Annotated in this window: 14 protein-coding genes; all 14 read left to right on the top strand. The window is 34.2% G+C overall.

Features of this window, described 5'->3' with window-relative positions:
- The first annotated feature begins 68 nt into the window (after positions 1-68).
- The 14 genes from AB4Y30_RS10760 (at position 69) to AB4Y30_RS10695 (ending at position 20224) form a co-directional block, all read left to right on the top strand.
- The gene (locus AB4Y30_RS10760) at positions 69-1697 is read left to right on the top strand and encodes an ABC transporter substrate-binding protein (protein ID WP_368652235.1); all 1629 of its coding nucleotides are present in this window, start codon (positions 69-71) and stop codon (positions 1695-1697) included.
- A 241-nt stretch (positions 1698-1938) separates the two neighbouring features.
- The gene (locus AB4Y30_RS10755) at positions 1939-3405 is read left to right on the top strand and encodes a M81 family metallopeptidase (RefSeq protein ID WP_368652234.1); all 1467 of its coding nucleotides are present in this window, start codon (positions 1939-1941) and stop codon (positions 3403-3405) included.
- A gap of 130 nt (positions 3406-3535) precedes the next feature.
- The gene (locus tag AB4Y30_RS10750) at positions 3536-4849 is read left to right on the top strand and encodes an aspartate aminotransferase family protein (RefSeq protein ID WP_368652233.1); all 1314 of its coding nucleotides are present in this window, start codon (positions 3536-3538) and stop codon (positions 4847-4849) included.
- Positions 4850-4905: 56 nt separating this feature from the next.
- Positions 4906-6396: a M81 family metallopeptidase gene (locus AB4Y30_RS10745; protein WP_368652232.1), complete on the top strand. Its 1491-nt coding sequence runs from the start codon at positions 4906-4908 to the stop codon at positions 6394-6396.
- A 49-nt stretch (positions 6397-6445) separates the two neighbouring features.
- The gene (locus tag AB4Y30_RS10740; protein WP_368652231.1) at positions 6446-7336 is read left to right on the top strand and encodes a fumarylacetoacetate hydrolase family protein; all 891 of its coding nucleotides are present in this window, start codon (positions 6446-6448) and stop codon (positions 7334-7336) included.
- Positions 7337-7902: 566 nt separating this feature from the next.
- The gene (locus tag AB4Y30_RS10735; RefSeq protein ID WP_368652230.1) at positions 7903-8478 is read left to right on the top strand and encodes a hypothetical protein; all 576 of its coding nucleotides are present in this window, start codon (positions 7903-7905) and stop codon (positions 8476-8478) included.
- A 301-nt stretch (positions 8479-8779) separates the two neighbouring features.
- Positions 8780-9046: a hypothetical protein gene (locus AB4Y30_RS10730; RefSeq protein WP_368652229.1), complete on the top strand. Its 267-nt coding sequence runs from the start codon at positions 8780-8782 to the stop codon at positions 9044-9046.
- A gap of 1155 nt (positions 9047-10201) precedes the next feature.
- On the top strand, positions 10202-11185 hold the full coding sequence (locus AB4Y30_RS10725) for a hypothetical protein (RefSeq protein WP_368652228.1): 984 nt from the start codon (positions 10202-10204) through the stop codon (positions 11183-11185).
- A gap of 581 nt (positions 11186-11766) precedes the next feature.
- A complete protein-coding gene (gene tig, locus AB4Y30_RS10720) occupies positions 11767-13053 on the top strand; it encodes a trigger factor (RefSeq protein ID WP_368652227.1) in 1287 nt (428 codons plus the stop codon).
- A 276-nt stretch (positions 13054-13329) separates the two neighbouring features.
- Entirely contained in the window at positions 13330-14607 is a 1278-nt protein-coding gene (gene clpX, locus AB4Y30_RS10715; protein WP_368652226.1) for an ATP-dependent protease ATP-binding subunit ClpX, read from the top strand.
- A 341-nt stretch (positions 14608-14948) separates the two neighbouring features.
- Entirely contained in the window at positions 14949-17264 is a 2316-nt protein-coding gene (gene lon, locus AB4Y30_RS10710; protein WP_368652225.1) for an endopeptidase La, read from the top strand.
- Between the two features lies 1 nt (position 17265).
- Positions 17266-17850, top strand: a complete 585-nt coding sequence (yihA, locus tag AB4Y30_RS10705; protein WP_368652224.1) for a ribosome biogenesis GTP-binding protein YihA/YsxC — start codon at positions 17266-17268, stop codon at positions 17848-17850.
- A gap of 172 nt (positions 17851-18022) precedes the next feature.
- Positions 18023-19384: a glutamyl-tRNA reductase gene (gene hemA, locus AB4Y30_RS10700; protein ID WP_368652223.1), complete on the top strand. Its 1362-nt coding sequence runs from the start codon at positions 18023-18025 to the stop codon at positions 19382-19384.
- An 18-nt stretch (positions 19385-19402) separates the two neighbouring features.
- On the top strand, positions 19403-20224 hold the full coding sequence (locus tag AB4Y30_RS10695) for an inner membrane protein YpjD (RefSeq protein WP_368652222.1): 822 nt from the start codon (positions 19403-19405) through the stop codon (positions 20222-20224).
- The last annotated feature ends 2 nt before the right edge of the window (positions 20225-20226 follow it).

Genomic DNA, 20226 nt, shown 5'->3' with positions numbered 1-20226 from the left:
CTGAAGAGACTTAGAACCTACAAAGAATAGAGTTAACGCATTTTATTTAATAGAGGGGATGAAATAAAGTGAAGTTTATAAAAAAATCTTTAATATTTTATTTTTTAATTTTGGGATTGACCTTAGTTGCTTGTCAATCAAATGATTCGGAAGAAGTCAATAAAGAGATAAATAATGAAGAAAACAAAGCTGAAGATCAAGATAAAGATCAAGAAAAAAATAATGATACGGCGAGAAAAGAATTAAGGATAGCATATAATGCCCAACCACCAACTCTTGATACCTATATATCAGTAGCCGGTGCGACTAGACAAGTTGCTTCACAAATATTTGAAAGTCTAGTGACTTTAGATTCCAATTATGTCATCCAACCTATGTTGGCTGAGTCTTATGAAGAAAGTGAAGATGGAAAAACAATCACTTTCCACTTAAGACAGGGGATTAAATTTCATAATGGAGAAGAAATGAAAGCTGATGATGTAGTAGCCTCTATGGAAAGATGGTTTAGTCGGTCATCAGTAGGAAAAGCAAACTTTAGTGATGCGACTATTGATGCTGAAGACGAATATACGGTTGTAATTAACCTAAGCGAATATTCGTTTTTAACATTATACTTCCTTGCCAATCCTACTCAGTTAGCAGGAATTACAACAAAAGAAAATGCTGAATCTGCTGACGAAGCTCTTGGTATAGATGAAATGATTGGAACAGGGCCGTTTAAGTTTGAAGAATGGAAACAGGATCAATATATTCATTTAAGTAAATTCGATGAATATAGCTCAAGAAGTGAACAACCTGATGGTTTTGCAGGTGGTAAAGAAGTACTGATTGATGATTTATATTTTGAATTTGTGTCAGACTCTTCTACTAGAGTAGCAGGTATGCTTTCAGGAGAGTACGACATAGCCACTACAATTCCCTTTGATAATGTAGATCAATTAGAAAAAGATTCTAATGTAGAAATCCAGTCAGGAGAAGTTAGCTTCACTGCTATGATATTTAATAAAAAAGCAGGAGTTTTTAGTGACCAAAAAATACGACAAGCAGTAAATGCGGCATTAGATATGGAAGAGATTCTAATGGCGGCTTTTGGGAGCGAAGATTATTATGAGTTACAACACGGTTTAATGATTGAAGATCAAATAGAATGGCATAGTGAAAAAGGGAAGGAAAATTACAATATCAATGATACAGAAAAAGCTAAACAACTTTTACAAGAAGCGGGATATGATGGAGAGGAAATTACTGTGATGACTTCTCGAGATTATCCAGAAATGTATGATGCATCTGTTGTTGCGCAACAGCAACTTAATGAACTTGGTATGAACATTAAATTAGAAATTTATGATTGGCCTACAGTCATAGAATTACGAGAAGATCCGTCAGCTTATGATGCCTTCTTTACAGTTGTAGCTACAGAACCCTTTCCTAATGCTTTTTATTTTTTAGATTCAGCTAATGAATACGCAGGCTGGACCGATAGTCCAGAAATAGATGATCTATTAAATAAAATAACCCAGAGTAGAACGCAAGAGGAAGCAGCAGAAATATTTGGAGAACTACAAGAAGAGTTTTGGGATTATCTTCCATTAATTAGATTTGGAGATAGTAAAGCTATTCGAGCACATCGAAACAATGTTCAGAATGTTCGCGGTTTTATGGGTCTTCAATTATGGAATGTGGATAAAGAAGAATAAAGATACTTTGACAGAAATGTAAATGTCAGAAATTCTTCTTTTAGATTTAATCTAATTCTGAAAGAAGAATTAATTTTATCCTAACACAACAGTTGGTTAGATCTGTACTAATGAAGTTTCATTTGATAACAAGGATAGGATTCATTATTTAAATATAGGTGGAGAATTTCTGTATTGTAGGAAAACAGGGGAAAATAATCTTAGGCAAAAATTTACGTATTTATGAGAAGGAAGTGAATACATGTCGCAGCAGATAAGAATAGGGGTAGCAGGAATTTATCATGAAACAAATTCTTTTGCACCTGGAGTAACAACATTGAATGATTTTAAACAGACATGGATCGATAAATCTGAAGTGTATTTTAATAAATATCAAGGTACCCGTACATCAATGGGAGGAACCATTGATTCTGCAAAAGTGAACGATATAGATTTGCTTCCTGGTTTATATACCGAAACAACTCCGAGTGGAATGGTTACTGAAGACACTATAGGTAGTTTAATAGATAGTCTAGTTGAATCAATATCTGATCGTATAGATGGATTAATACTAATTTTACACGGGGCGATGGTATCCGAAAGCTATCCAGACGTGGAAGCTGAAATTGTGAATCGAGTGAGAAAGAAAGTAGGAATTTCTTTACCCATTGTCGTAACACTTGATCTGCATGCGAATACAAGCGAAGCATTAATTAAACACACAAATTGTATTGTGGGGTATGATACTTATCCTCATGTTGATGCATATGAACGAGCAATTGAGGCAACGGATATTTTAATTCAAATGATTAAAGGAAAGATAAAACCAATCATGGCATGGGAGTCATCTAGAATGCTTGTTCCTCCACAAACAATGATGACGAATAAAACTCCTATGAAGACATTAATGCAGTATGCAAGTGAGTTAGAAAAAAATCCAAAAATCCTTAATGTTACTGTCGCTGGAGGATTTCCATTTAGTGATATTTTAGATGCTGGTATGTCATTTATAGTGACTACCGATGGAGATGAGAATCTAGCTAAAAAAAGTGTTAAAGAGTTAAGTCAATTAGCTTGGGAGCTAAGAGAAAAATTTACGTTTGAAGAAGTTTCGCTACAGCAGGCTTATGACTGGACAATACAACAAAATGAAAGGCCTATCATCTGGGTAGAAGGCTCAGATAATGTTGGTGGAGGTTCCCCTGCTGATGCAACCCATGTTTTAAGTTTTTTAGTAGAATCTGATCAGAAAAGTTTAATGATCGTTCGTGATTCTGAGGTTGCATTAAAAGCACATATTCTTGGAGTAGGAGAAAACTTGCATTGTAAGCTTGGTGGAAAGAGCGATGGGTTACATGGAGAACCAGTAGAAATTAAAGGTTTGATTCGATTGTTATCTGATGGAAAATTTAAACACAAAGGACCTTATATGGCTGGAAAAGAAGGGGATATGGGTAGAACAGCAGTTGTTGATGCAAATAATATGACCATTGTAATTACTGAAAATCGTATCCCGCCATTTGATATCAATCATGTTAAATCTATAGGCATTGATCCAGAAGCATATCAAATTATTGTTGTTAAGGCTGCAATCGCTTGGAAAACTTCTTTTGGTGATATTTCAAAAGGGGAGGTATATCTGGATACTCCAGGTTGTTGTAGTGCCAATTTACAATATTTTAATTATAACAATATTAAAAGGCCTATTTATCCATTGGATCCAATGTAAGTTATTCAATTTTTTGCTCAACAGTATCAAGTCTTTATTAATAAGAGTTTAAAATAATAATCATTGAATTGATTAACACATCATTATAAAAAGTTTTGAAATTGTTATGTAATGAAGGAGGAATAACATGATGTTGAAAGTAGAACAATCTTTAGAGAAATTAGCTGAATCAAAGAAATACCTAGCTGGAGGTGTGTCGAGTTCACTTCGTTCCTCCATGCTCCCTACGCCATTATTTGTTGAAAGAGCGAAAGGGACTGAAATCTGGGATATAGACGGGAATAAATATATCGATTATTTATTAGCTTATGGACCGTTAATTTTAGGACATGCGAATTCCAAATTAACGGACAATATTAATAATGCATTGAAATTTGGATCAACTTATGGCTTACAACATCAAGGAGAAATTGACTTAGCCATGCGAATAACAGAACTGTTACCAAGTGCAGATCGTGTATCTTTTTCCGGGTCTGGTACCGAAGCTGTTATGTTAGCCCTTAGACTAGCACGTGAATATACAGGAAGACAAAAAATCATTCGTTTTCAAGGGCATTTTCACGGATGGTCGGATAGTATATTTACTTCGTTTCCAACTCCTGATATGACCGAATCCAAAAATAGTAATGGTCTTGGTGTCTCACCAGGAACTGGAGGACAAAGTCAAAAAGGTTTGGAAGACATTATCGTAATAGATTGGAATAATGTTGATTGCCTAGAGTCGACACTAGAACAGTATGGAAACGAAATTGCAGCGATTATAACTGAACCCGTTATGTGTAATTCAGGCTGTATTGTACCGAAACAAGGATATATGGAAAAGATGAGAGAGCTGACATCTAAACTTGGAATCGTTCTTATTTTTGACGAAGTCATCACTGGGTTTCGAATCAGCCCAGGTGGTGCTCAACAAAGATTTGGGATAATCCCTGATTTGACGACCATAGGAAAATCATTAGGTGGCGGAATTGCGGTTAGTGGTGTAGCTGGAAAAGAGAGCATCATGCGCCTGATAGAAAATGGAACGGTTAATCATCTAGGAACACTTAATGGAAATAATGTTGCAACTGCTGCTGCTTTAACAGTTATAGATGAATTAACTCGTGATAATAGCAATAAGCTCATCAAAATGGAGGAAACGACTAATTTAATTGTTAAAGGTATAAGGAATTTATTAGATCAACATCATGTGACTGGATTAATCAATCATATTGGTCCTGTGTTCCATATGATGTTTATAGATGAAGAGTCCGTTACCGACTTTTCTACTTTTCAAAAGAGAGACGCTGAAAAATACACGCAATTTGCATCCCTACTTTTGGAAGAAGGTGTGTTAGTACGACCAAGCGGTTTATGGTATATATCTGCGCTTCATGGTCAAAAAGAAGTAGAAAATACGTTGGAAGCTGTTGATCGTGCCTTAAAAAAATTAGTTAGAACTTAATGGAATACAAAAGTAAATAGGTAAACAGAGAAATATCTTATATGGAGTGTGAGAATATGAAGATAGGAATGATAGGATGTTTACACGAAACGAATACTTTTTCTCCTAATAAAACAGAGTTAGATGATTTTCTAAACCAAGAATGGATATTGGGAGAAGGAAGTATTAATGAAAAATATCAGGGCTCGAATTCCAGTGTAGCTGGAGTAATAGATTCCGCTGAAAGAGAAGGATTTCAGTTGGTGCCACTTCTTTATACTAGAGCTACTCCTTCAGGCATTGTATCAAATGTTGCAATGGAAAAAATACAATCAACTATCTGCGATGAATTACGTGAGGTAGTAAATTCATTGGATGGCTTAATTTTAATTTTTCATGGTGCTATGGTGAGCGAAAAAATCGATGATGTGGAAGGAGAATTATTGCAATGTGTACGAAGCATAGTAGGAACAAAACCAATTGCAATGACACTAGACCTTCATGCCAATGTAACAGAAAAAATGGTTAGTCATTCCGACATTATTATTGGATATGATACTTATCCACATATTGATATGTATGAACGAGCGACAGAGGCCTGTAATCAACTTGTTTCACTAATAAGAAAAGAAATTCAACCTGTACATTCTTTTAAGAGAGCTAATTTACTAGTTGCTCCTCCTAGTATGGATACAAATATGGATCCAATGAAAAAACTTATGGAAATGGCGTTTAATTATGAACAAGATGAGGAAGTTTTAAATGTTAGTATTTTAGGTGGTTTTCCATATTCAGATGTACCTTTTGCCAGTATGTCAGTGATTGTAACAACAAACAATAATAGAGAAAAAGGAGATCGGATTGTTAAGGAACTGATTACTTGGGTATGGAGTCACAAAGAGAGGTTTGAAATTAATCCCATCCCTATTGACAAAGCACTTATACAGGTTAATGAGGTTAAACCCAATTTAACAATTCTTGTGGAGTCTTCCGACAATGTTGGAGGTGGTTCTCCTGCAGATGCTACACATGCACTGAATGCTTTAGTATCGTCTAGACAGGAGTATTTTTTGATATATATCTGTGATAAAGAAGCTGTAGAAAGTGCACTTTCCATAGGAATTAATGGTTCATTCTCTTTTATGGTTGGTGGAAAAACGGATAAAAAATATGATCATTCACCAATACACGGTGAATCGGTTGAAATAAAAGGACGAGTTAAATTATTATCAGATGGGTTGTTTATTCATAGGGGAGAACATTCAACCAATATAAAAGGAAAAATGGGAAGAGTAGCGGTCATTGAACTAGAAAATTGTTTGAATTCTATAGTCGTTCTTACAGAAAGACGAGTGTCATTGCGGGACATTGATCAAATTGAATCGATAGGGTTACATCTAGATGATTTTAAAATTATTGTTGTTAAAGCTGCTATTGCATGGAAAACAGCATTTAAAGATGTAGAAAAATATGTAATTGAAATTGATAGCCCTGGATGTTGTAGTTCGAATCTTGAACACTTTAAATATAAAAAACTATCTAATCAAACTCATATAACAGGAACATAAAGATGATATGGATTCTAAAAATAATAATAATCCTTGAGGAGGTAAAACATTGAAGTTTTTGACTATTAATAGAAATGAAGAAAAAATACTCGGGATTAAAACAAAGACTGGGATAATTGATATCGACAAAGCTTTATCTGTTTATCCAAAATCAGAAATACCAAGAACAATTATGGAATTGATAGTAGGAGGACAAGATTCTTTAAACAACATAAAAAAGTATCTAAATGAGATATCAATAGAACCAACTTTTTTAGTTGGGGAAAAAGAAATGGATTGGGGGCCGGCTATCACTTCACCAAACAAGATTATTTGTGTAGGACTTAATTATAGGAAACATGCCGATGAGACTAATTCTATATATCCTGAAACTCCTATCTTATTTCCTAAATATAATAATACTTTGATAGGGCATCAAAAGAAAATAACTATTCCAAAAGTCACAAAAAAGCTAGACTATGAGGCCGAATTGGGAATTGTTATGGGTAAAACATGCAAATATGTATCAGAAAAGGATGCTTTAGATTATGTTTTCGGATATGTTATTACAAATGATCTTTCCGCTAGAGATCTGCAGTTTAAGAGTTCTCAATGGTTACTGGGTAAATCCTGTGATCATTTTTGTCCAATAGGTCCATATGTGGTTACAAGCGATAAGGTAATAAATCCGAATAACTTAAACGTAAAAACAATTGTAAATGGTCAAGTGAAACAAAATTCAAATACATCAGATATGATTTTTAGTTGTGAAGAAATCATAAGTTATATTTCTCATCATATGACTTTAACACCTGGAGATATAATTTTAACAGGAACGCCTGAGGGTGTGGCAATGGGAGCTTCAAACGAACAGCTTTATATTAAAGAAGGTGACATAGTTTCTGTTGAAATTGAAAGCTTAGGTAAACTCACTAATGAGTTCGTTAAAGAAAATGAGTAACAGTTCTAAAATTTTATACGATCGGAAAAGATATTATATTTGAATCTGCATTTTAAATACAGAATATCCGATTTGAAAAAATAAATAACAAAGCCCTTATAAGCACGAATATGGTGAAGATTATATAAAGTTAAAGTATGTTTTATCTTAATTTTAGGAATGGAACACCTATATGATCGTGTTTGTGAGGGCTTTTAATGTTTCGTTAAATCTCAAGAGTATAGATAATAGTATGTTTAATTTAGAATTCACAGAAAATTATGTTATAATATAAATGATATTATATGGTAGTTGGAATAATTAAAAAGCTTAAAGAAGGATATCTTGACCTCCTAATTATTATTAATAAAAGTACTTGCAGTGAGTGAAGGTGAATGAGATGATTCATCCTAGGAAAGAAAAAGTTTACGGTTAATCATTTCTAATGAATTTGGAAAGTTCCTAACCTAAAAAATGCATCTGTTACTAAATTTATAATAGAACGAACTATTAAGAAGTTTAACCCGCTAGAAATAAAAGATTATAAGTGAAGTTTTAAACGGAATGACAGGGCGTGTTGTAAAGTTTTGAAAAAAGTAATCTTACTATTAGTAACATTAAGCTTCATCGTCGCAGGTTGTGGAAGTAGCGATGGGGACACAGAAATATCTGGAGTAATCAATGATCATTTAGGTATCTCGCCATATATTCCAGAGACAGACTATGAAATTGGAATAGTAATATTGGAATATCATCCTGGATTTGAGGATGGAGACCCTCGAAGTGTAACTGTAAATTACTTTGAAGCTTTAGAAGAAATAGAGCCAATAGATGAAGATTTAAAAGAGTCCTGGCAAGAAAGCAATCCGGAGGGAGAACTTATTTATGGAGATTTATATATGGAGCCGAGTGTAATTTCCTTAGAGATATTTCCAGATGGGGGATTAGGAGAACTGATGGACGCAGAAACAATTGAAGTTGCTGGACATGAAATCCAATATCAATTCCTAGAGCAAGGAAGTGATGGGCGAGATTCAGATACTATATTTATGAATATGCACTTTGACGATATGGGTTATTTCGTTCGATATAGTGTTCAATCAGATGATATTGAGGAAGCTGCTAAGGAACTTGCAGCAGATATTATTGAAAACAATTCATAAAGAATTTGAAGAAATAAAATTGGCTGGTTTGAGTTCTATAGTAAACTCAAACCACCTTTTAATGGCATTAATATTAATAATAAAGTTAGATTAACTACAAGTGAATTAGAAAATACTTTCTCTATTTCCTAGTGATTAACAACTTCTATCCCTCCGATTACTTTCAAAACAAATGTTCATCTCAAAGCTGAAGACACTCATGAACAAAAAACTGACTTTTATTGAAAGATTTTTGCTGGTATATATTAATAGGATTGAAAAAGGAGATATGATAAAATTACCCCAAGGAGGTGAAAGATAAATGGAGGAACTTTTAAAACAAATAATGTCAGAATTAAAAGGTTTTAAGAAAGAAGTTAATGATCGTTTTGACGGTTTAGAAGAAGGCCAGGAAAGGCTCGAAAATGCATTAAAACATAATATGACATTGATGACGGAGAACTTTACCAATATTCGAAAAGACATACGAATAAAAATTCAAGATACCCAGTCTGATGTTGACCTTTTATTTAAAGAAGTAGAGGGACTAAAAAGAAAGACTAATAAAATAGAACAAAAATTAACATAATGAATATTTGTTATAGGTAAAAACTCCTTATTTTCGATGAAATATAACTATAGAAAGGCTTTCAGTACGACCATAAATACAGCTAGGATCCTCTTTTATAATTGTCATCTATGAGTTAGATTTGAGTAAATAGGTTATGCCGCATCTGAATAATCATTGTTTAGATTTAATCCTAATCATTTGTAGAGAGATAAATGATAGAAAAACAGCTAAAAAAATATTGAATATGTCTCGTTTGTGCTATAAATCTCTACCTCTATGAACTTGAGTTCCCCATCACCGTAAACTACATAGATAACTATCCAACCTTCATATGGATTAATCCCTTTTACTGCCATTTCATTAGCTAATTTCCTTCAGTACTATTTAGTGCAATTGGGTAATTACTTAGCAATCCAGCATGTTAATTAGAAAGATGACTAGGTATTAGTAAATATTCCAGCGAAGTTATTAGTCAGGCAAGATGCCATTACCAATGTACTGGTAGTATCATTAGGCGCTGTTAATCACTCTCGAAAACACTCCGTCATTTTATATCATGGGACATTTCAATAAACATCGTATCTATCAAAAGAGTTACAAGCTATTTTATAGGCTTGTAGCTTTTTTCTTATCAAGCTTGATGCCTTTTTCATTCAAAAATCAACTAAGAAAGACTAAATTAACTATAAAATTCTGGTAAATCTATTTATTTCCCTCCCTCTAATATTAAAGTAAACTTATTCTATATGAACCTTGTAGTATCGTAGGGTTATGTGATTTACTCTTTACAGTAAGATTGCAAAGAGAAGTGTTTACTCGCGCTTTCCCTAAATATTTAATGGTGTCTATTATTCATGTATATAAATTTTGAAGGTATGGGTTATATCATTCAATATGCTGTTCAATCAGATGATATCGAGGAAGAGGCTAAAGAACTTGCGGCAGATATTATTGAAAACAATGCTTAAAGAATTTAAGAAGGTAAAATTTGGCTGGTTTGAGTTTATCGATACAACACGAATTAGCCAATTTTATTTTTGAGAAAATGTTTCCCAATCAATGAAATGGGGCATTCTTTTATATATACAATTGAAAGTTTAATTGATGTATATAGCATGGTACAATAGGTACACGCTATTAACAGATGAATGAATAATCATTGAGGGTGAAGCGATGGACTCAAAACAAGATAAAAATAAGGTGGTTCTATTTCCGAAATGGCAGGAGAATTTGGAAGAGGAAAGCTTAGCAGATATAAAGGCTAAAAATTATAATGCTGCACTCAATAAAATAGATGAGCTATTACATTATAAGATAAGAACACATGCAATTTTAACAGGAAAATTAATTTGTCTGATGGAATTAGGACGTTACACAGAGGCAATCGCATTATGTGAAGAGATTCTAGATGAGCAGGATAGTCATTACTATGAGTATCTATTTTTATATGTAAATCTATTATTCCAAGCAAATGAATTAGAGTTGTTAATAGAACAGATTGATTATGAAAGAAATAAGGAAGATCTTCCTTTTGAATTTAGGGCACAGTTTGATTCGATGTACACACTTAGCAAGTCCATGCTAGAGGATAAGAAACAAGAGAATGCTTTAGCCTATGAGAAAGAATTACAGGAGCTAATAACAACGGAAAATTATTTGAAGCAATGGTTACTTGTGGAAAAGTTGAGACAAGCGGAACAAACAGTAAAGCCATTCTTATATGAGGCTTTGATGAATCCAACTATCCATCCAGTTGTGAAAACTGCGATTCTATTTTGGCTAAAGGAGCAGCAAGTAACTGAAGAGTTTCCTGTTGTGAAATTTCATGTAGAACGAATCTTTCATCCAGAGGAATTAGTAGATGTAGAGGAACATTCTTTTTTCAAGGAAGTACTTATCTATCTAACAATTACAGAACAAGAGAATCCGACGTTATATGCATTAATTATTAGGCAGTTGTATCGTTTTTTATATGTTCGTTATCCATTTTTCCCTGCTTTAGATGAAGCGAAAGCTTATGCAGATGCTTTGTCTCTTTCAATAAAGGAGAGTCTAGCAGATGTGGAATTACAAGAAGAAACAAACGAAAAAAAACAAAAATATATTACAGAAATTCATCATGCGGAAGCAATTTATTTAAGTATCATCGAAGAGTAAATGAAATACATAGCAAATGCTTGAAAGGCAAAAGAAGTGTGTTATAATAAAAGGGTTGTAAATCGGATGACTCAATCAACCATGAAATACGAAATATGTTAACTTGACCAGTAGTAAATCATTCACCTTCATAATGAGGGAATGAGACGTGCACTGTGATTGTTATTCGATTAGAAGGAAGTTGGAATAAAAGAAAAAGTTTATCTGAAAACTCGAACGGTGTTACAAATAAAGCGTAGGAAATATGCGTAGACTCCTGGTCGACTAAAGTCGGCCACGTCCTGTGACCAACGTCGACACTAGGACGTCCTGTCCGTCGTGGGAGGAAGGCCTAGGTGAGACCCCACAGTGCGTTTTTCGCACGAGGAGGCTCACCAGCCGCCCACGGAAAGCGAAGTATATTTCCGAAGCGGGTATTCACAGTATAAATGTTCGGAAGTTATTAATGTTAAATACTTTTACTCAGCTTCTACTAATCAACTTAAGTCTCTACATAGATATTACCAACTTTCACTAGGAGATATAGTCAAAGAGACAAGCTTGATTTAAAAATGAAATGAATAGATTTTGGAGGGAAATAAATGTCAGCAAAATGGGAAAAACAAGAAGGTAATGAAGGTGTATTAACAATTGAAGTTTCACCAGAAGATTTTGAAGTAGCTTTAGATAAAGCATTTAAGAAAGTATCTAAAGATGTTCAAGTTCCTGGATTCCGTAAAGGAAGAATTCCACGTAATATTTTCGAAAATCGTTTTGGTGTAGAGTCTTTATACCAAGATGCAGTTGATTTCGTATTACCAGATGCATATGTAAATGCAATCGACGAGGCTGGAATTGATCCAGTTGCTCAACCAGAAATTGATATTGAAAATATCGAGCGTGGTAAGCCGTTAGTATTCACAGCAAAAGTAACAGTAAAGCCAGAGGTTGAGCTTGGAGAATACAAAGGCTTAGAAGTAGAAGAGTTATCTACAGAAGTTACAGATGAAGATGTAGACGCAGCAATTGAAGAAAAGCGTGAGCAACAAGCTGAATTAGTAATTAAAGAAGAAGGTAAAGTAGAAGAAGGCGACACAGTTGTAATCGATTTTGAAGGATTCGTTGATGATGTTGCATTCGAAGGTGGAAAAGGCGAAAATCATTCATTAGAAATTGGTTCTGGTCAATTCATCCCAGGTTTTGAAGAAGAGTTAATAGGAGAAGAGCCTGGAGCAGAAACAGACGTAAATGTTACTTTTCCTGAAGAATATCATGCAGAAGACCTAGCTGGTAAAGATGCAGTATTCAAAGTTAAAATTCATGAAGTAAAAGCAAAAGAATTACCAGAATTAGATGATGATTTTGCTCAAGATGTAGATAGTGAAGTAGAAACTTTAGATGAATTAAAGAAAAAGCAGAGAGAGCAATTAGAAGCGCAGAAGAAACAAGAAGTGGATAATGCAAAACGTGAATCTTTAATTGAACAAGTTACTGAAAATGCAAAAGTAGACATTCCAGAAGCAATGGTTGAGAATGAATTAGATCAAATGTTTAATGAATTTTCTCAAAGACTTCAAATGCAAGGTATGACCATGGAAATGTACACGCAATTCTCAGGACAAGATGAGGCTGCATTAAAAGAGCAAATGAAAGATGATGCAGAGAAACGTGTGAAAACAAGTCTTACTTTAGAAGCAATTGTTAAAGCAGAGGGAATCGAAGCTACAGAAGAAGATGTGAACGAAGAATTAGCGAGCATGTCTGAAATGTACGGTGTAGAAGTAGAGCAGTTAAAGCAAATGCTTGGTGGAAATGCAGACCAAGTGAAGTCTGATCTACAGTTCAGAAAAGCAATTGATTTCTTAGTTGAACAAAGTAAAGCTAAATAATTATTTACAATCCAAGATACAGTCACTTACCTGTTTCTTGGATTGTTTTTTATCTCTATTCGGCGTGGATTCAAGAGACTAAGAAAAATTATTTAAGTTACTACGATTAAATATTTGATTTCAACATATAGATAATACTGTGTAGTTATCACTTAGATATTGTTAGAGTATATTGTTTTGTTTTCTAATTTCAATCTGATATGATTGCTATGATGTTAGAAGTCCTATCTTTATTGGATCATGCATTGAGTTAAACTTTTAGGGGTGAATGTATTAATGTTTAAATTTAATGAGGAAAAAGGGCAATTGAAGTGCTCGTTTTGCGGTAAAAGCCAAGACCAAGTTCGTAAGCTTGTAGCTGGACCTGGTGTTTATATATGTGATGAATGTATCGAATTATGTAATGAAATTGTGGAAGAAGAACTTGGTGCCGAAGAAGAGCCAGAATTTAAAGATGTTCCAAAGCCAAAAGAAATTTGTGAAACACTTGATGATTATGTAATTGGACAAGAGAAGGCGAAGAAGAATCTATCTGTTGCTGTATATAATCATTATAAGCGAATTAACTCCCCTAAGAATTCTGATGATGTAGAACTCGCAAAAAGTAATATTGCAATCATTGGACCAACAGGGAGTGGGAAGACGTTACTCGCACAAACATTAGCGCGTATTCTTAATGTTCCATTTGCTATGGCAGATGCAACATCATTAACAGAAGCAGGTTATGTAGGAGAAGACGTAGAGAATATTTTATTAAAACTTATTCAAGCTGCTGATTATGATATTGAAAAAGCAGAAAAAGGTATTATTTACATCGATGAAATTGATAAGGTTGCTCGTAAATCAGATAACCCATCTATTACAAGAGATGTATCTGGTGAAGGTGTACAGCAAGCATTATTAAAAATTCTTGAGGGAACAGTTGCAAGTGTACCTCCTCAAGGTGGACGTAAGCACCCACATCAAGAATTCATTCAAATTGATACAACAAATATTTTATTTATCGTTGGTGGAGCCTTTGACGGTATTGAAGATATTATTAAACGTCGTATCGGTAAAAAAGTAATTGGTTTTGGGGAGCAAACAAAAGAAGAAGAGCTACTACCTGGACAATTATTAGCTAAGGTTTTACCGGAGGATTTATTAAGCTATGGCTTAATTCCAGAATTCATCGGGAGACTTCCAGTAATTGGAAGCCTAGAGCCATTAGATGAAGCTGCTTTAATTCGGATTTTAATGGAGCCGAAAAATGCGCTTGTTAAACAATATGTGAAATTGTTTGATATGGATGATGTAGAGCTAGAGTTTGAAAAGGATGCGCTTGTTGAAATTGCGAAGAAAGCAGTAGAGCGTAAAACAGGAGCACGTGGTCTGCGATCCATCATTGAGACGATTATGCTCGATGTGATGTTTGACCTTCCTTCTCGTGAGGACATTGAAAAATGTGTAATCACAAAAGAAACTGTGTTAGAAGAAGGTAACGCACCGAAGCTCATTTTACGTGATGGTACGATTAAAGAGGGGAATAAGCCATTTCCAAAAGAAAGTGCCTAAGCATTTGTTGGAAGTAAAGTAGAATGAATTAAAAAAGATATCACATAATAAAGGCTGACTTATGCTTTATTTTCTCCAAACCATTTGATGGAGTATAATAAAGAATCCATAATGTCAGCCTTTTTGTTAGATTGCCTATAATTAGATGATTATTATTTTACAAATAAAGGGATAATAGATAGACTTTATATAAGCATTTTTGATCAGATGAGCTATAAGTCACGAAATAAGGAATAGCTTGTAAATCCTTTGCTCTAAAAACAAGCTGTAAAGGGTGAGATAAAAGTCTGGAATATATTAATTAATGGAGTAAAGTAAAGAGAGAAGATGGAGGTACGAACATGTCGAATGAATTAAAACAATTACCCCTCCTACCATTACGTGGGATAATTATTTATCCAACAATGGTATTACATTTAGATGTTGGGCGTGAAAAATCTGTTTCGTCCCTCGAACAAGCAATGCTAGAGGATCAAATGATTTTCCTAGCTGCTCAGAAACAAGTGAGTACAGATGATCCCGGTCAAGAAGAAATTTTTCGAATAGGTACAGTTGCTTTAGTTAAACAAATGATTAAGTTACCTAATGGAATTATTCGTGTGTTAGTAGAAGGATTGCATCGTGCAGAAATTGTTCGCTATACAGAGGAAGAAGATGCCTTTGTAGTTGAGGCAAGACGTATTGAGGACACTCATGGGGATGCAGTCGAGGAAGAAGCTTATATGCGTTTGTTATTAACGCATTTTAGCCAATACATACAATATTCAAAGAAAATTTCAGAAGAAACGCTAGCAACAGTTTCTGATATCGACGACCCAAGTCGTTTTGCAGATATGATTGCATCACACTTACCACTTAAATTAAAGGATAAGCAGGAAATAATAGAACGTTCTAATGTGTCTGATCGACTACAATATTTATTAGAGCTCATTTCCGATGAGAAGAAAGTATTGAAGCTAGAGAAGAGTATTGGAAAACGCGTAAAAACTTCTATGGATAAAACCCAAAAGGAATATTATTTGCGTGAACAGCTCAAGGCAATTCAGCAAGAGCTTGGTGAAAGTGATGGAAGTATTGGGGAAGCAGGGCAATTAAAAAAGAAAATTGAAGAATCAGATATGCCAGATCGTATTCGAGAGATTGCTACAAAGGAATTAAGCAGATTTGAAAAGATGCCTTCTAATTCAGCAGAGAGCTCTGTTATTCGCAATTATATTGATTGGTTACTTTCATTACCTTGGACGAAGAAATCCAAAGATAGAATTGATATTGAGAAAGCAAAGCAAGTATTAGATAAGGACCATTATGGGCTAGAAAAAGTAAAAGAACGAATTTTAGAGTATCTAGCAGTACAGAAGCTTACGAATACAATTAAAGGTCCTATTTTATGTTTAGTTGGGCCACCTGGGGTCGGAAAAACGTCTTTAGCTCGTTCGATCGCAAGTGCTGTTCAGCGTAACTTTGTACGTATTTCTTTAGGTGGTGTGCGTGATGAAGCAGAAATTAGGGGACATCGACGTACATATATTGGTGCCATGCCAGGGCGGATTATCCAAGGGATGAAACGCGCAGGTACGATTAATCCTGTCTTTTTATTAGATGAAATTGATAAGATGTCGAATGACTTTAGGGGAGATCCATCTTCTGCGATGTTAGAAGTATTGGATCCAGAACAAAATAGTACATTTAGTGATCATTTTATAGAAGAAACATATAATTTATCACAGGTTTTATTTATTGCAACGGCAAATGATGTAAGTAGTATACCAGGTCCATTATTAGATCGAATGGAGTTAATTTCTATTGCTGGTTATACAGAAGTGGAAAAGAAACATATTGCATTACGTCATTTAATTGATAAGCAAATCGAAGCAAATGGGCTTAAAAAAGGAAGCCTACAAATCCGTGAAGCAGCATTATTAAAGTTAATTCGTAATTACACACGGGAGGCTGGGGTGCGTGGTTTAGAAAGACAAATTGCAAATCTCTGCCGTAAAGCAGCCAAATTAATTGTTTCTGGTGAGAAGAAGCGTGTAATTGTTACTGAAAAATCATTGGAAGATTTATTAGGAAAAACGATTTACCGTTTTGGGAAGATTGAAGAAGAGGATCAAGTTGGTGCAGCAACAGGTTTAGCTTATACATCTGTAGGTGGAGATACTTTATCTATTGAAGTTACTCACTATCCTGGTAAAGGTGAGCTCACTCTTACTGGGAAGCTAGGAGATGTAATGAAGGAATCTGCACAAGCGGCATTTAGTTATATTCGCTCACGTGTAGACGACTTGAAAATTGATCCTGAATTTTATAAAAAATATGATATTCATATTCATGTTCCAGAAGGTGCAACACCTAAAGATGGTCCGTCAGCAGGAATAACGATGGCTACAGCATTGGTTTCTGCATTGACGGGAAGAGCAGTAAAGAAAGAAGTTGGAATGACTGGTGAAATTACCTTGCGTGGTCGAGTTTTACCAATTGGTGGTTTAAAGGAAAAATCCTTAAGTGCCCATCGAGCAGGAATCACAACCATTATTATTCCAGAAGAAAATGAGAAGGATATCGAGGATATTCCAGAGAGTATTCGTAATGAATTAAACTTTATTACGGTTACGCATTTAGATGAAGTGTTGAAGCATGCACTTGTGGAGGAATAAGATGAAGATAAACAGTGCAGAAATAATTATAAGTGCCGTCAGTAAGAAACAGTATCCAGATGACAGACTCCCAGAAATTGCTTTAGCTGGGCGTTCTAATGTTGGTAAATCATCATTTATCAATCGAATGATTCAACGAAAAAAATTAGTGCGTACGTCTTCAAAGCCTGGTAAGACACAAACATTAAATTTTTATTTGATTAATGAAGGATTTTATTTTGTAGATGTTCCCGGTTATGGATATGCGAAAATATCGAAAAGCGAGCGAGAAAAATGGGGCAAGATGATGGAGGAGTATTTTGAGACACGTGAAGACCTCCGAGCAGTTGTTTTATTAACTGATGTTCGTCATCCTCCAACTAAGGATGATCTACAAATGTATCATTACTTAAAGCATTTTGATATTCCAGTCATTATTATTGCTACAAAATTAGATAAAGTAGCTAAGAATCAACGTCCAAAGCATATAAAACAGACTAAAAATGCGTTTCAATTAGTAGAGGGAGATACAATCATTCCTTTTTCTTCCGAGACAGGAGAAGGAAAAGACGCTGCGTGGGCAGTGTTAAGAGAGTATTTATCTTAAATAGGAGGCAGGTATGATAATTTCTATCATGCCTGTTTTCATGAATAGTAACAAAACGTCAAAGACTGTTCACACATTAAAGGCTGAATAATAAAGGATTTATGTTATACTGTTAATCGAAGTGAATTATAATAATTTTAAACTTTGTTAAATCCTGTGAGGAGTAGATAAAGTGCATATTTTAAAAGTTGGTTTTACATACAAAACTGCACCGATAGAAATTAGAGAAAAATTAACATTCCCTGAGGACACTATAGCTGAAGCGATGATCACATTAAACAAACAGAAGAGCATTCTGGAAAATGTGATTATTTCTACATGTAATCGTACAGAGCTTTATGTTGTTGTGGATCAGCTTCATACTGGTCGTTATTATGTGAAGCAGTTCTTAGCTGAGTGGTTTGATCTAGATAAAGAGGAATTTACACCCTTTTTGCAATTTGCGGAAAATGAAGCTGCTGTGGAGCATTTATTCCGCGTTACAGTTGGTTTAAATTCAATGGTATTAGGAGAAACACAGATACTTGGTCAAGTTCGTGATGCATTCTTATTAGCACAACAGATTCAGGTGACTGGAACGATATGTAATGAAGTGTTTAAACGTGCAATTACATTTGCTAAAAGAGGACATAGAGAAACTGCGATTGGCGAACAGGCAGTGTCCACTAGTTATGCAGCCGTTGAATTAGCAAAGAAAATCTTCGGTGATATCCAAGATAAGCATGTTGTTATTTATGGAGCTGGAGAGATGGGAGAGTTAGCTGTAAAGAATTTACAAGGTACAGGTGTAGGCGAAATCACAGTAGTGAATCGTACGTTAGCACGTGCCCAAGAGCTAGCTGTTAAATTCGATGCTAAGGCTGAAGAAGCTGCTAATTTATTAGAAGTTTTAAGTCGAGCAGATATTTTGATTAGTTCTACAGCTGCTACTTCTGCTGTTTTAACGAAAGAGCAATTACAGCCAATTCAGAAAGAACGTAAAGGCGCACCATTATTCATTGTGGATATTGCTGTTCCACGCGATATTGATCCAGCTATTGATCAATTAGATAATGTCTTTTTATATGATATTGATGATTTACAGCATGTTGTAGATGATAACATGCAAGCTAGAAGAGAAGCAGCAGAAATCATTGAAATAGAGCTAGAAAAAGAGCTTATTGAATTTAATGATTGGCTAGTAACATTAGGTGTTGTACCAATTATTACGGCATTGCGTGGAAAAGCCTATCAAATTCAAGAAGAAACATTGACAAGTATTTTTAGAAAGATTCCAGATTTAACAGATCGGGAAAAAAGAGTACTTAATAAACATACCAAAAGTATTATTAACCAATTATTAAAAGACCCAATTAAACAAATAAAAGAATTTGCTGGAAGTGAGAAATCAGATGAACAGCTTGATTTATTTGTATCAATCTTTGGGATAGAGGATGAAGTAGAAGCATTCCATCAGCAACAACAAGAGAAGCTGTATCTAGCAAATAAGAAGCAAGAACCAATGAAATTTAAAGAAAAAGTTACTTCTAAATAGAGAGTAAGGTCTTTCATCATGCTAGAATCAAAATGGATTTTTGAATTGTTGTTAATTATTTATGCATTAAGCTTAGTTGGTTACTTTATTGATTTTATGAAACAGAATAAGAAAGTGAATCAGCTTGCTTTCAGACTATTATGTGCGGTTTGGTTAATTCAAACCGCACTCTTATTACATCAATTTTTCGTATTAAAAACCATTCCATTTTTAACACTTAATGATGGATTGTTTTTTTATGCTTGGATTTTAATTACCTTTTCACTTATTTTAAATCAGAAATTTGCTGTGCACTTTACGATCTTTTTTATTAATGTGTTTAACTTCATTATTTTGTTGTTATCCATCCTATTAAATGCACAGCGACTCATCAATCAACAAAGTAGTCAATTTATTCATGAAATATTATTAAGTCATATTGTCATAACAATTATTTCTTATGCCTGTTTGACTTTATCTTTCGTGTTTTCATTGATGTATCTTATTCAGTACTATTTGTTGAAAAATAAAAAGGCCATTTCTTTTATTTGGCGCTTTGGCAACTTAAAATGGTTAGATCACTACTCGTTTATGACAGTGATTATTGGGGTACCGTTATTAATCATTGGTATTTCCTGTGGAATTGTTTGGGCGTATGTATCAACAACAGAGTTTTATTGGATTGATTTTAAAACACTAGGCTCTATCATTGTTGTTGTCGTATATATGTTGTATTTATTTTTACGAGTAGTAAAAAAGTACAAAGGAAAGATTGTTTCGGTATATAATATAGGTGCGTTTCTATTATTATTGCTGAATTATTTTTTATTTAGTTTGCTTTCAAATTTTCACTTTAATTAAAT

Source organism: Ornithinibacillus sp. 4-3 (genome assembly GCF_040958695.1).
Taxonomy (GTDB): domain Bacteria; phylum Bacillota; class Bacilli; order Bacillales; family Amphibacillaceae; genus CALAMD01.
Note: the sequence above shows the minus strand (reverse complement) of the source record. Positions and strands in the feature narration are given on the sequence as shown.